Annotated in this window: 13 protein-coding genes; 5 read left to right on the top strand and 8 right to left on the bottom strand. The window is 49.2% G+C overall.

Features of this window, described 5'->3' with window-relative positions:
- Positions 1–111 precede the first annotated feature (111 nt).
- Positions 112–297: a YhzD family protein gene (locus G3255_RS05780; RefSeq protein WP_121301010.1), complete on the top strand. Its 186-nt coding sequence runs from the start codon at positions 112–114 to the stop codon at positions 295–297.
- Positions 298–645: 348 nt separating this feature from the next.
- Here G3255_RS05780 and G3255_RS05775 read toward each other — a convergent pair whose 3' ends face one another.
- The 3 genes from G3255_RS05775 to G3255_RS05765 all read right to left on the bottom strand — a co-directional run bounded on the left by G3255_RS05775 (position 646) and on the right by G3255_RS05765 (position 3,022).
- On the bottom strand, positions 646–1,425 hold the full coding sequence (locus G3255_RS05775; RefSeq protein WP_211653671.1) for an enoyl-CoA hydratase: 780 nt from the start codon (positions 1,423–1,425) through the stop codon (positions 646–648).
- An 87-nt stretch (positions 1,426–1,512) separates the two neighbouring features.
- Positions 1,513–1,860: a YlbF family regulator gene (locus G3255_RS05770; RefSeq protein ID WP_121301008.1), complete on the bottom strand. Its 348-nt coding sequence runs from the start codon at positions 1,858–1,860 to the stop codon at positions 1,513–1,515.
- A 13-nt stretch (positions 1,861–1,873) separates the two neighbouring features.
- Positions 1,874–3,022: a DUF445 domain-containing protein gene (locus G3255_RS05765; protein ID WP_249222069.1), complete on the bottom strand. Its 1,149-nt coding sequence runs from the start codon at positions 3,020–3,022 to the stop codon at positions 1,874–1,876.
- A 77-nt stretch (positions 3,023–3,099) separates the two neighbouring features.
- On the opposite strand from G3255_RS05765, the gene G3255_RS05760 reads away from it, so the two are divergent.
- On the top strand, positions 3,100–3,303 hold the full coding sequence (locus tag G3255_RS05760; RefSeq protein WP_058381306.1) for a YheE family protein: 204 nt from the start codon (positions 3,100–3,102) through the stop codon (positions 3,301–3,303).
- 128 nt (positions 3,304–3,431) lie between these two features.
- On the opposite strand, the gene G3255_RS05755 is transcribed toward G3255_RS05760, so the two are convergent.
- Positions 3,432–5,183: an ABC transporter ATP-binding protein gene (locus tag G3255_RS05755; protein WP_211653670.1), complete on the bottom strand. Its 1,752-nt coding sequence runs from the start codon at positions 5,181–5,183 to the stop codon at positions 3,432–3,434.
- A 1-nt stretch (position 5,184) separates the two neighbouring features.
- Positions 5,185–6,924 carry an ABC transporter ATP-binding protein gene (locus G3255_RS05750; protein ID WP_211653669.1) on the bottom strand — a complete coding sequence of 580 codons (1,740 nt, stop codon included), beginning with the start codon at positions 6,922–6,924 and terminating at the stop codon, positions 5,185–5,187.
- Between the two features lie 520 nt (positions 6,925–7,444).
- Between G3255_RS05750 and G3255_RS05745 the strand changes: the two genes are divergently transcribed.
- A complete protein-coding gene (locus G3255_RS05745) occupies positions 7,445–7,966 on the top strand; it encodes a universal stress protein (protein WP_211653668.1) in 522 nt (173 codons plus the stop codon).
- Between the two features lie 171 nt (positions 7,967–8,137).
- A complete protein-coding gene (locus tag G3255_RS05740) occupies positions 8,138–8,575 on the top strand; it encodes a low molecular weight phosphatase family protein (protein ID WP_058381310.1) in 438 nt (145 codons plus the stop codon).
- A 50-nt stretch (positions 8,576–8,625) separates the two neighbouring features.
- Here the strand turns inward: G3255_RS05740 and kynB are convergent, their stop codons facing one another.
- The 3 genes from kynB to chrA are packed head-to-tail and all read right to left on the bottom strand — an operon-like array spanning position 8,626 to position 11,729.
- Positions 8,626–9,249 (bottom strand): arylformamidase, encoded by a 624-nt coding sequence (gene kynB, locus G3255_RS05735; protein ID WP_211653667.1) that lies wholly within the window; start codon positions 9,247–9,249, stop codon positions 8,626–8,628.
- Positions 9,250–10,491: a kynureninase gene (kynU, locus tag G3255_RS05730; RefSeq protein ID WP_211655775.1), complete on the bottom strand. Its 1,242-nt coding sequence runs from the start codon at positions 10,489–10,491 to the stop codon at positions 9,250–9,252.
- A 29-nt stretch (positions 10,492–10,520) separates the two neighbouring features.
- On the bottom strand, positions 10,521–11,729 hold the full coding sequence (gene chrA, locus G3255_RS05725; RefSeq protein ID WP_211653666.1) for a chromate efflux transporter: 1,209 nt from the start codon (positions 11,727–11,729) through the stop codon (positions 10,521–10,523).
- A 195-nt stretch (positions 11,730–11,924) separates the two neighbouring features.
- Between chrA and G3255_RS05720 the strand changes: the two genes are divergently transcribed.
- Complete coding sequence (locus tag G3255_RS05720; protein WP_249222068.1) at positions 11,925–13,280, top strand: hemolysin family protein; 1,356 nt, start codon at positions 11,925–11,927, stop codon at positions 13,278–13,280.
- Positions 13,281–13,301 lie beyond the last annotated feature (21 nt).

The following is a 13,301-nucleotide window of genomic DNA, read 5'->3' as shown; positions in this document are numbered from 1 at the left end:
TTTCCACCTTTATATACGGCAGCCAAACCGAAATGTTTCAAATTTGCAGGACATTTCCACGGAAACCCTTTATACTTAAACTGAATAATCGTTCAGAAAGGGGTGCCGAATATGAGAACTTATAAACTGACTGCTTTCGAAAAAACCGGCGAATTGATTACAGAAGAAACTTTCACCGCTGAGACGGACGACGAGGCGAAAGAACAAGGGCTTGCGCTGCTCGAAGAAAAAGCGTTGACTGAAAAAACCCACCGGCTTGCATCTCCAGCCGGCAAACTCCTATTGTTCCATACCTAAAAAAAACACGGCAGTCGCCGTGTTTTTTCTAGTTTGTCGAGAAAGGTAAGAAACCGTATTTTCCGAAGCTTATCGCTCGCTTTCCGTGGGCTCGCGCCCAAGCCTCCTCAGTCGCTTTGCGCCTTGCGGGGTCTCGGTCGTCTCGCTGATCCACTGGAGTCGAGCGAACGCTTCTTCAAATACTTAGAAAGATCATTGATTATTGAATGTAGAAAAAACGACTCCATTCTAATTCGTAATGGATTAATGGACTTCTTCAACACTCTGTAAAAAACACGGTTGTCGTGTTTTTTCTTTTTGTCCTTTTTTCTCCATAGAAAAAAGCATGGCGGAAACCCGCCATTCTTTTCATTTTCCTTTAAAAGTAGGCTTGCGCTTTTCGACGAAGGCTTGTATGCCTTCGAGATGGTCTGCCGTTTTGCGCATCGCCGATTGCCCGGCTGCTTCGCCTGCGAGCACTTCATCTAACTCCGAAAGCTTCATCCCGTGCAGGATTTCTTTCGATTTCAGCATCGCAGCAACCGGAGAGGCAAGCACTTCATGCGCGTATTTCTCCGCCTGTTCCAAGCCTCTGCCTTCCGCCGTCACTTCTTCGATCAATCCTTTGGCGAGGGCATCATGCGCTTTCAGTACTTGGCCTGCCCAAATCAATTGCTTCGCCCTTGGCACGCCGACACGTTCTTTCAGGAAGAAATGGCCGCCTCCGTCCGGGATCAGCCCAATGCCGATGAAATTCATCGCTAATTTGCTGCTTTCTTCCGCTACTACATGGTCGCAGGCAAGCGCCATGCTGAACCCGAGCCCTGCAGAAGCGCCGTGCACAGCCGCAATTGTTACTTGCGGCAAGGTATAAAGCGCTTTTGCCAGGCGGCTGACGTCTTCCATGACCGCATCGATGTTCATCGGGTTTTCCGGATCGACCATTTCCTTAATATCGCCCCCGGCAGAAAATGCCCTTCCCGTTCCATAAATGATCAGCGCGTGAACCGAATGGTCATTTTTCAAGCTTTCAAAGCAATCTGCGAGCTCTCCCATCATTTTCGCGTTCATTGCATTCATTGAATCCGGACGGTTCAGCACCAAGTACGCCAAACGCCCATCTTTTTTCAGCATAATCGTTTGATACATAAGAAAAAGACACCCCTTCGTAAAAATGAATTAGCATTCATCTTTACGTATTCGGTGTCTTTTCCGTAAACCCTTTTTTTGCTGGAATTACATGCTTTCGTAAAGTTCTTGTACTGGCTTGATCAAAACACGGTTTACTTCTTCGATCATTTGGCTAAGGGCCATTTCAGCTTCGAGCATAGACAAGATTTTCGGGTTTTCCTGAGCAGCTTGCGCTGTCGCTTGAGCACCCATCATTTCTTCTTCAGTGATCTCTTCGCCTTGCTGTTGTTTTTGCTGCAATGTAACTTGCAGGTCACGGAATTTCTTGAACAATTCGTTCGCTTCGCTATCTGCCGTTACTTGTGCAACCGCTTCTTGAAGTTTTTGAAATTCCTCTGTTGAACGGAACGATGATTCTAATTTGTTGATGTCGTCATAAATATTTACTGCCATGTAAATCTCTCCTCTACCCTAAATTCAGCACTGTGACGAGCAAACCCTGGAGTATGCCGATAAAGCCCCCCAGAAATGCGCCCAGTACCGTGATCATCTTGAATTCTCTCCGTGAAATCCCGAGCACCAATTCTTCCAATCGGCTGAGCGGCAGAGAATCGACTTGCTGTCTGACCATATTTTCCATGTCGATTTTCAATATGGTCTCTTCTAACTTCTGCTCTCCCATTTCAAACGCGAAGTCCGTAATGAGAGGCGTAATATTGACACTTGTCCATTCTAACCCCCGAGGCCATGTCTCTGCAAGTGATGCGTCTAGTCTTGCCGAAATGCGGGCCTGGTCGCGGACATATTGCTTGATGGCCGCAATCGCCGGCTCGGCGTCGAATTCCTTCAAGAGTTCATCCGCGCGCTTGTCCTGCAGCTTTTCCCACTCACGGAATGCCAAGGTGCCGAGCAGTTCAAAGGTTTTTGGGGAATTAAGAAATTTGATGATCTCCGATTGGGTCTTATTCGTGATCGACTGGGAATCGCCGAACAAATTGTGGAGCACGGACCCGAAACGGCCGCGCGATACCAGAAATTCATCCAGCAAACTTTTGACGGTCTGGCGCCCTGCAGGCGAAGCAAAATAGTCCGAGCCTCTGTCGATGGCGTATTTGACGCCGCCAAAAATCTTTTCCTCGATTCCCGGCTTCCAGGCATCCGGAAGCAATTCCCGGACAGTTTTCCCGGCGATGTAGTCATCTATGGCGTCCCGGTTGCGGTCAACCAACCCGTCGAGCTTCGCTTCAAGCTTTCTGTCAATATCTTGCTGATTGGCAAGGTCCAGCCATTCGTTGAACGTGCGGGGTGAGGAAAACAGATGCAAGTCCAATTGGCGATTGAGCCAATTCTCGGTTTTCTTATGCATCGCTTCATTGAAAAATCGCTTCTTAAACGTTTCCGGAGTCAGTAAATGTTCGACCACGGTACGGCCGAGCTGGCGCGACAATTCATCCCGGCGCTTCGGAATCAGCCCTGGCGTAAACGGCAGACGGAACTTGCCGATGTATTTCGCTTCGTATGGCCAGAACAGCATTTTGATCGCCAAATGGTTGGTCATGCCGCCAATTAAGGCACCGATCAAAGCCATCAGCATTAATGTCAGTAGAATATTCAACTAAGGTCACTCATTTCTTCTTTGTCTATTGCGCCGCTTCCCCTATAATGGAAAGAGACGATCAAAGGGGGATTCCAATGCTGCAGCATTTTAAATTCAAGCCGATGTTCGAGGACAGCCGGCTGCCCGGCTGGAACATCTCATTCTTTTACCGCAATGAACGCATTCGCGGCGAGTATCATCCGGACGGCTCGATTGTGTGGCAATCCGCTCCGCCACAGGACGAGGAAGCCATCAAAAAAATGGTCCATGAGCTGATGCTCTATCATGTATACGACTGAAGCGCCGGAAAAGTTCCGGCGCTTTTTTCATTTTCACCCTGAGCCGTAGCTATATTATAAAGATAGAGCCGCCGGTTTCACAACAATAGCGAATTGCTTCCTCTTAAAAAGAAAAAAGGGGAGGCCCCTTACCCAACGTTCTGGGTAGAAGCCATCCCTGATTGAATGCGGTACATCTGGTGATAAATGCCATCGTGATCCATCAATTGATCGTGCGTGCCGGATTCAGCGATTTCACCACGGTCTAGCACCAAGATGCGGTCTGCATTCTTGATGGTCGACAAGCGGTGGGCAATGATGAACGTCGTCCGGCCTTTCTTCAAGACATCCATCGCATGTTGGATGATTTCCTCTGTTTCGGTATCGATATTCGATGTGGCTTCATCCAGGATCAAAATCGCCGGATCGAATGCCAGTGCCCGGGCAAATGACACGAGCTGGCGCTGTCCGGAAGAAAGCGTGCTGCCTTTTTCCACAACCGGCTCATCGATGCCATTCGGCAAATGCTTCGTGACGCGCTCGCCGCCGACTGCTGCAAGTGCTGCTTGTGCTTTTTCACGGCTGACGCGTTCGTCTCCAAGCGTGATATTGGATTCGATCGTTCCGGTGAACAAATACGGATCCTGCAACACGATGCCCATGTGTTCACGCACCGCCTGCCTTGGCAAGTCATTGACATTGACGCCGTCGATTAAGATCTGCCCTTTGGTCGCGTCGTAAAAGCGGAACAGCAAGTTCATGATCGAACTTTTACCTGATCCCGTATGCCCGACAAGTGCGACAGTCTCCCCTTGTTTCGCTTCGAAAGATAAATCCTTCAAAACATATTCCTCGTCTTTGTATGCAAACCATACATGTTCAAAACTCACATTTCCCTGGTAGCGTTCGACCCGCTCATCGCTGACCGGTTCCCCGGGGCGGTCGAGCAAGCGGAACACGCGCTCAGCTGCCACAAGTGATTGTTCCAGACGGCTGAATTGGTTGACGATGCCGCTGATCGGATTGAACAGCCGGATGATGTAGTCGACAAATGCGTACAGAACGCCTACTGTGACAACCGTGTTACCGGTCATGGAAGCCCCGCCGAAGTACCAGATAAATAATACGAAGATTATCGAGCGCAAGACGCCGACCATATTATGCGAGGCGGCTGCTTCTAGCACCAATAATTTCTGCTGGAATTTGAAGTGCTTTTGGTTGAGCTCTTCAAATTCACCTTTCATCTGCTTCTCGCGGCGGAACGCCTGGATAATGCTCATGCCCTGGATTGACTCATTGATCATGGCATTCATTTCACTGACTTTTTCCCGGACAATATGATTGAAGTTCGAAGCATATTTCCGGTAAATGAGCATCCATCCATACAAGAGCGGCACGAGCACGAAGGCAATCGCCGCCATGCGCCAGTCCAGATAGAAAAGGGCGGCATAGATTCCTGCCATATACATGAAGCTGGTCGCGAATTGCGCAAGCACCGTGACAAATAGCTCGCGGATCGCTTCGGTATCGTTGGTGATGCGCGCGACCACTTTCCCTGCCGGCAAATTATCGAAATAGCTGATCGGCAAACGTTGGACCTGCTCGAAGACATCGGTCCTCATTTTACGGATGACACGGTTCGCGCCTTTTTGCAGCAAGATGTACTGCAAATAGCGGAACACTGCCGTGACGACCGATAAGCCGAAGAACAAGGCCAACAGCTGTGCGATCGGGCCGAATTCGATTTCTCCGGCTCCCGAAATGTGTTCATCGATGATTTCCATGGCAATCAGTGGAGCGGCCAAATCGGCGGCTACCGCGACTGCTAGGAACACCAAGCCCCAAATGATGACGCTCTTAAATTGCAATGCGTAATTCGTTAATCGTTTTCCTGTCCCCATCTTATTGCACCTCCCCGATTTGCTGGCGGAGGAATTGTTCATGATACCAGCCTTGTTTTGCCACTAATTTTTCGTGTGTGCCTTCTTCGATGATGCGCCCATCATCCAGCACGACAATCCAATCGGCGTGTTTGACGGCAGACAATCGGTGCGTCGTGATAATTGTTGTTTTGCCTGCCCGTTCACGTTGGATGTTCTCGATAATCTTGGCTTCCGTCTTGGCATCGACCGCCGATAGGGAATCATCCAAAATGAGAATTTCCGGATTTTTGATGATTGCCCGCGCAATGGAAATGCGCTGCTTTTGCCCGCCCGATAGCGCGACGCCTTTTTCGCCAACTAGCGTTTCGAGACCGTTCGGCAGCATTGCCAAATCCTTCTCGAAATAGGACAGCTTGATGGCTTCGGACACTTCCTCTTCCGTTGCATCCGCTTTCCCGAACAGGATGTTCTCGAGGATGGTGCGCGAAAATAGGACATGATCCTGCGGGACATAGCCGACCCAATCACGCAATTGCGCCTTGCTCAGTTCGTTGATTTCAATGCCGTTCATCGTCAAGGACCCTTCGCCTGTCGGGTATTCCTTCAGCAGCTGTTTGACGAATGTCGTTTTGCCGCTCCCTGTCTTGCCGACGATGCCGAGCGTCTGCCCACTGTTCATCGATAAATTAATACCTTGCAGGTTGATCGATGTCGACTGTGGGTACTTGAAGCCGAAATCGCGGAATCCGATGTGATCTGGGTTCCCGGTTTCTTTTGTCGTTTTCGGGTCGACCATGTCTTCTTCGTAATCCAAAGTTTCATTGACACGGTCGATCGATGCGTTGCCGCGCTGCAGGATATTGATCAATTCACCAATCGCAAACATCGGCCAGACGATCATGCCGAGATAAACGTTGAAAGCGACTAAATCGCCCAAAGTCATCGTCCCTTCGGAAACTAGAAACGCACCATAGCCGAGGCCGATGACATAACTGATGCCCGTCAATACTTTTGTGACTGGCGCGAACAGCGCATCGATGCGCTCGACTGCCATATTCTTTTCATAGACATCCTGCGTCATTTCCTGGAATTCCTTTTCAGATGAACGTTCCTGCACATACGCCCTGACGACGCGGACGCCGCCGACCGATTCCAGGACGCTGTCATTCATATCGCCGAACGCGTCCTGCGCCAAGGTATAGCGCTCGTGGATTTTCTTGCCGAGCAATTGGACGACAATCGCGAGGACCGGCAATGGCAAAATGGCTAAAAACGTCAATTCCCAAGAGACGAGAATCCCCATCGCCACGACAATTGTTGCCATGTATAAAGTCGAATCAACAAGTGTCAAGATCCCGAATCCTGCCGTTTCGGAAATTGCCTTTAAATCATTGGTCGAACGGGCCATCAAATCCCCCGTCCGGTTCTTTTCATAAAAAGTCGGCGTCATCTTGAGGAAATGCCCCATTAAACTCGAGCGCAACTGCCGTTCGATGACATACGCCCCGCCGAATAATTGGTATTGCCAGACGAAATTAATGACATAAGCTAGCACCATCGCTACCAGTAAAACGACCACATACTGCCACAGCAGTTCACTGGTCAGCTCCTGCTGGGCGATGGCGTCGATCGCTACCCCAATCAGCCATGGCGGGACGATCTCGAGGATATTCGCTACAAATAAGAGCACCACTGCGATTGTATAGCGCAGCCAGTTTTCTTTAAAAAACCATTTTAATTTCCATAAAACATCAAACATGCATTACGCCTTCTTTCCATTTTCAGTTTGGCTAATCGCCTTCAAGCGATTCCTTGATTAGTGCTTTTTTAACATGACGCTTTTCCATAATGCTTCTCTCCCTTAGTTTTAATTATTTATTTAAGCAGCCAAGCTGTTTAAACCACACAAAAAGAGCGCATACCTGTTTTCAGGCATGCGCTCTTGAAAATAGGACTGGATGCACAGACCCAACCCGAATATTTCTAGTCACGAAGTAAATAGCAATTAAAAATCATCGGAGTGCCTGGCAATGCTATGTAATTGGTTTTTAACGCCTTCTGAAACTTTTTCATTGTCCAAACCTCCTTTTCCATATATTTGTTAGTTCAAGAGTACCACTCGTTTTTTTGAATTGTCAAGCTATTTTGAACTAAAATGACAATTCAGCCAAAAGTCGTACTGCCACTCCCCCCAGCCTCCGCCAGTTATACCCGAAAGGTTTGCGACTGCAATATTTGGGGGAACAAGAGAATAACAGCAAATTGAGGCGGTGAAAGACATGTACAAGAATATTGCAATTGCATATGACGGGTCGGAAGGCAGCCGGTTGGCACTGGATAAAGGCATAGAACTTTCCAAGATTCTTCCAGGCGCTAAACTAACAGTCATCTACGTCAACGAAGAAGCGCAAGAACGCACAGGCTATATGGATGTCGGACGTGCTTCCGCACCAGTTACTTCTGCAAATGTCGACAGTTCATACGCACAGTTCATGCCACAGGGAATCGGCGACGACGGCTACCGGCCGCCGCAGGAAGTGGATACGGCCCGCGCTTCGGAATATTCGAAGCATATGCACAACTCCATACAGCAGCAACTTGACGCCAAAAATGCCGAAGCTTCCGTCCTTGCACTGGAAGGTCCGGTCATCAAGACAATCATCGGATTTGTCGATGAACAAAACATCGATCTACTGATTGTCGGCAATAGCGGGAAATCCGGATTGCAGAAGTTTTTTGTCGGTTCTATCAGCAGCAAGCTGATCAAAGATTCGAATTCTACTGTTCTTGTGGTGAAATGATCCCCCTAGGATGTGGACTCCCCCATCCTGAGGGGGATGTTTATTTTTATGACATATTTTTGACATAATTAAATAAATATCATATATTTATCTGTTTGGTATATTCACTACATGGGTAAAGAATACTAATTAAACCAGCTCGAAAATAAAGAAAGGAAGAAGGGGTCAGCCATGCCGAGACATACTGTATATTTTCTATCATCACATCAACATCGCGGGCTGATGGCTGAAATTTGGGCGAGCCGCTTAATGTTGCCGGACTGGGACATCAGAAGTGCGGCATGGAACCAACCATCTTTCAACGACATTCCGATAGAAGTCCTCAAAGAAATCATCTTGGAGATTCCGCCAGTTGAGCAGCGCGTGTACAATCCGGACGAAGTGAAACAGGCGGATTTGATTATTGCCCTGCATGACGGGGAATTTGAGCAAGCTGATATACCCGACGATTTGCCGATGCAGAAATTGGTGCGCTGGGATATCCCAAACCCCGAAATCCGCAGCACGGACAATGACGAGAAATGGGCTTTATACCAGGAAGTTTGCGATGCCATTGCGATGAACATCAAACAAATGGAACCGATTCTCAGGTCGCAGCCTACACAATGAAAAAAACACAACCAAAAAGCCGCCATTCAAACCGAATGGCGGCTTTTTCCTTATTCTGCGTAAAGTACGGCACGCACCGGGCTTCCTTCCCCGCCGCGGATCTTCAATGGCAATGCAGCAAGTTTGTAGACACCTGACGGGACCTCATCCAACACAATGCCTTCCAAGATAAAGCGCTCGTTGCGGTTCATCGCATGATGCATCGGCAACTCTTTGCTCGTCTCAGGATCTACTGATGGCACATCGACGCCGAGCAGGCGGACGCCTTTATCCTTCATCCACTCGGCGATCGCCGGGTCGAATACCGGCCAAGCGCCAGGAAACGCGCTGCGGTCTTGCCATGCGGCCGTCTTCAACAGCACAGCATTGACACCATGCGCGAGCTCATCCAGATCAGCCAATTGCACATGTTCCTGACCCGATACGTCCATCACTTGGGCTGTCGTCAAATATACATCAAGCGGCAATTCATCAGTCTTCAAGCCATTTTCATCATAATGGAATGGCGCGTCGATATGCGTGCCGATATGCGTACTTGACTTGAGTTCACCGATATTCACCGAGCCGCTTTGCTCTTTCGTGACCGATAAACGATAGGAAAACGGCGTATCCCCCGGCCATTCAGGAGTTGAATTGTCCAGTGCCATCGAAATGTCTATGATCGATTTTGCCATTTAGGCCACCACATTTCGTTCGTTGCTGAATTCTTTGTAAAGCTCGTGCTCGATAATATCCTTCAAAGCGAGCGCTACTTTCTCCACATCTTCAAAGCTCGTGTAAAAAGCGATCGGCGCAAGGCGGATTATATCCGGTGCACGGAAGTCCGGAACGATCCCTGCTTTCTTCAACGCCTTGCAAATACGCGCCGCCTCCGGGTGCGCAAGCGCGATATGGCCGCCGCGCTGCTCATCCGCTTTTGGCGTGACATCTATTAAAGAAGGGACGAGCGCCGCAAGCCTCTCGCGCAGCATCGTCGTCAACTCCAGCGATTTGTTGCGGATTTCCTCGATTCCCGCTTCTTCGAATAATTCCAGGCTGCCAATCAGCGGTGCCATGCTGAAAATATTCGGCGTGCCGACCTGATAAGCACCGGCGCCTTCAGCCTTCGTGAAACTGTGGTCCATGTCGAATTGCTTCGCCTTGTCCGAACCGAACCAGCCGGCTATCCCTGGGTTCAAATCGTGATGGCGTTCATGCAAATACAAGCCGCCTGTCCCGCCGGGGCCCGAATTCATGTATTTGTAATGGCACCAGACAGCAAAATCCACGCCGTCCTCATGCAAATTATGCGGCATGGCACCTGCCGAGTGAGCCAAGTCGAATCCCGCGATGATGTTGTGCTTGTGTGCAGCTTGCGTAATCTCACGGAGCGGCAGCAATTGCCCGCTTCGGTAAAGGACCGACGGCAACAACAAGACCGCAACATCGTCTTTCATTTCAGCTAAAATATCTTCCAGCTCGAGCGTGTAGCCGTCGCGGCTTGGTACTTTGCGCATGGCGATGGCCGGATCTTGCCCGCGCAGGCGCAAATGGCTCTCTACTGCATAAATGTCAGACGGAAAATTCAGCTCATCGACCAAGATGACAAAACGCTCCTCTGTCGGCGCATAAACCGTCGACAGCATCTGGTGGATATTCGACGTAATCGAGCCGGTGACCATCACTTCATGTGATTTCGCGCCGAATAATGGCGCCGCTTTCTCGCTCAGCGTCTCTGCCAGCGTAAACCAAGGGTGTTCACCTTCTGTCCAGCCTTCGATACCGAACTGCTTCCAGCTGTCCATCAGTGCAACCAGCTTTACTTCAGCACGCTTTGACATCAGGCCGAGTGAATTCCCATCCATATAAATCGTTCCTGGTTCCACGAAAAACTCTTCCTTGAATTTAGCCAATGAATCTCGTTGGTCTCTCTGCATTGCCGTTTCCAAATCTCATCTCTCCATTCCTATAGAGCATAAGCCAGCGCACCGAGAAGCGCCGTAATCAAAACGACTTTCCACGGAGCCAGTTTCAAATAGACTAACATTCCGAAGGCGGCAATCGCAATGGCGAAGTCGACCGGCCCTTGAATCGCGGAAGTGAAAACCGGATCATACAGCGCCGCCAGCAAAATGCCGACAACGCCTGCATTGATGCCTTTTAAGGCTGCTTGAATGCCAGGCTTCGTGCGGATGACGCTCCAAAACGGCAAGGTCCCGATGACCAATAGGAATGAAGGCAAGAACATCGCGATGACGGCGATCAATACGCCACCAGCCCCGTTCATCAATTGACCCAAATAAGCAGACAAAGTAAACAATGGCCCCGGAACAGCCTGTGCCGCACCGTATCCGGCGATGAAGGCGTCTGCCGTCATCCAGTCAGGCACGACTTCACGCTCGAGCATCGGCAAGACGACATGGCCCCCGCCGAAGACGATCGCACCGACACGGTAAAAAATATCAAAAATCGCAAATGCACTCGATTCGATAAACGGGCGCATAAGCGGCAAACCAATCAGCAAGGCCCCAAAAATCCCCCATGCAGCGAGGCCGGTCTTTTTGCCGAAGGTCAAGGCAAGCTTGACAGCATCAGGGGCTTGCTCTCTCCGATACAATAAAAATCCGATGACGCCCGTCAATAGAATGACGACGATTTGTGCCCAGGCAGTCGGCACCAGTAAAATGGCGATGGCCGCACCAAAGGCGATCAACAGCCGCTGAACATCCGGGGTCAGTGATTTCCCCATGCCGAGCAAAGCATGCGCGACGACGGCGACGGCGACAATCTTCAAGCCTTGCAGCCAGGCGATGTCGACGGAACCGCTGCTGATCAGCATGGCGAAAATCATCAAGGCGACGACAGAAGGCAAAGTAAACCCGAGCCAAGATAAAAATCCGCCCATAATCCCTCCGCGCAGCATGCCGATCGATATGCCGACTTGTGAACTTGCAGGACCCGGCAAGAATTGGCATAATGCCACCAAGTCTGCATACGCTTTATCGTCTAACCATTTTCTTCTATGTACATATTCATCGCGGAAATAGCCGATATGAGCAGCTGGCCCGCCAAACGAAGTCAAGCCTAGCTTGGTCGAGGCTTTGAGGATTTCCATCCAGCGTTCTTTTCGATTCACTATCCATCTCCCTTTCTCTTTTGGATTCTTCTCTATCATAACGGTTTGCTTATATGTTTCAATATTAAATCCATGTAAATATTTTTTACTGAATAATTAGTCTTTTTGGTGGTATACTTTTTAAAAGCTCTGCTTGCAACAAAAAGGAACGGATTCTCCAATGAATATGCCATGCATTGGCTAGCGGGAATCGCCTTCATTTCTACCATCTTTCATTTTCAGGAGGTGCAAACTTTGCGTCCTTCCTTAACAGGACCGGCGCAAAGGAGTCATTTGGACATACCTTTACGAATTGCGGCGATCGCCGCTTTGATCGGTTCTGCCGCATTCTTTTCTGCATGCGAATACGCAATCGTCAATATCCGCACGGGGCGTCTTGATGAATCGATTGCCAATAATAAAAAACAAGCACAAGCCGCCGTGAAAATTACGGAGCAGGCCGATGCGTATCTATTTGCCTGCCAAATGGGCATCGCCTTGTCGGTGCTTGGGCTCGGCTGGGCAGGTCATGCGCTCGTACAGGAAACGGTGCAGCCCATTATCGAAAATCTCGGATTGCCGGCAGCAAGTGTTGGATGGATAAGCTTTCTGACGGCATTTCTGGCGATAGCTTTGCTATTGGTCGTGTTCGGCGAGTTGTTTCCGAAGACCTTTGCCATCCGCAATCCGGAACAGGTCATCCTCTTGCTTGCTAAACCGCTTGCTTTTGCTTATATCCTGTTGTTTCCATTCATTTTCCTATTCAGCGCTATCGCCCGCTTGATTTCAGCCTTATTCGGCATCCAAAAATTATCGCGCAGTGAAATGGGCCACACTGAGGAAGAATTGAAATTACTGTTGTCCGAAAGTCTGAAAAGCGGCGAAATCAATGTATCTGAATTCGATTACGTCAATCGCATCTTCGAATTCGATGAACGCATCGCCAAAGAAATCATGGTGCCCCGGATGGAGATGAGCACGATCGCCCACGATATCAGTTTGCGCGAAGTATTTACATTGGAAGGAATCGAGCAATTTACCCGCTATCCGATTACGGACGGCAGCAAAGACCATGTTCTCGGCGTCGCCAATATGAAGCATTTATTAAGCGCTTATGTGAAAAATCCCGATACCGGAAATTTGCCGGTGTCCGCCTTTATCCAGCCGGTCATCCAAGTTATCGAAACAATGCCGGTTAATGAGTTATTATTAAAAATTCAGCGTGAACGCATCCATATGGCCATTTTGCGTGATGAATATGGCGGCACTTCAGGGCTTGTCACCATTGAAGATATACTCGAAGAAATCGTCGGCGATATCCAGGATGAGTTCGACGTCGACGAAGCGCCGGACGTCCAAAAGCTCGGCGAAGACCATTATATTTTCAACGCCAAATTATTGCTTGATACCGTGAACGCCATTCTTGGGATTAACATCGACGAGGAAGATATCGATACGATCGGAGGCTGGTTTATGGACATGCATTTCGATGCAGTCGAAGGCCAGAAAATCATCGAACAAGGCTATGAATTCCGCATCCAGGAAGTCGACGGCCATCATATCCTTTATTTAGAAGTTCAAAAAGCACCTGCTGAAGATCTTCCTGTATAATAGTATTTGCGATACGGCCCT

The sequence above is a fragment of the Planococcus sp. MSAK28401 genome (assembly GCF_018283455.1).
Taxonomy (GTDB): domain Bacteria; phylum Bacillota; class Bacilli; order Bacillales_A; family Planococcaceae; genus Planococcus; species Planococcus alpniumensis.
The sequence above is the reverse complement of the archived record's forward strand: the minus strand, read 5'-3'. Positions and strand labels throughout refer to the sequence as shown.

Excerpts from the sequence above, each read along its gene's own strand:
- G3255_RS05780 (WP_121301010.1), top strand. The coding sequence starts at position 112 with ATGAGAACTTATAAACTGACTGCTTTCGAAAAAACCGGCGAATTGATT.
- G3255_RS05775 (WP_211653671.1), bottom strand. The coding sequence starts at position 1,425 with ATGTATCAAACGATTATGCTGAAAAAAGATGGGCGTTTGGCGTACTTG.
- G3255_RS05770 (WP_121301008.1), bottom strand. The coding sequence starts at position 1,860 with ATGGCAGTAAATATTTATGACGACATCAACAAATTAGAATCATCGTTC.
- G3255_RS05760 (WP_058381306.1), top strand. The coding sequence starts at position 3,100 with ATGCTGCAGCATTTTAAATTCAAGCCGATGTTCGAGGACAGCCGGCTG.
- G3255_RS05755 (WP_211653670.1), bottom strand. The coding sequence starts at position 5,183 with ATGGGGACAGGAAAACGATTAACGAATTACGCATTGCAATTTAAGAGC.
- G3255_RS05750 (WP_211653669.1), bottom strand. The coding sequence starts at position 6,924 with ATGTTTGATGTTTTATGGAAATTAAAATGGTTTTTTAAAGAAAACTGG.
- G3255_RS05745 (WP_211653668.1), top strand. The coding sequence starts at position 7,445 with ATGTACAAGAATATTGCAATTGCATATGACGGGTCGGAAGGCAGCCGG.
- G3255_RS05740 (WP_058381310.1), top strand. The coding sequence starts at position 8,138 with ATGCCGAGACATACTGTATATTTTCTATCATCACATCAACATCGCGGG.
- kynB (WP_211653667.1), bottom strand. The coding sequence starts at position 9,249 with ATGGCAAAATCGATCATAGACATTTCGATGGCACTGGACAATTCAACT.
- kynU (WP_211655775.1), bottom strand. The coding sequence starts at position 10,491 with ATGCAGAGAGACCAACGAGATTCATTGGCTAAATTCAAGGAAGAGTTT.
- chrA (WP_211653666.1), bottom strand. The coding sequence starts at position 11,729 with ATGATAGAGAAGAATCCAAAAGAGAAAGGGAGATGGATAGTGAATCGA.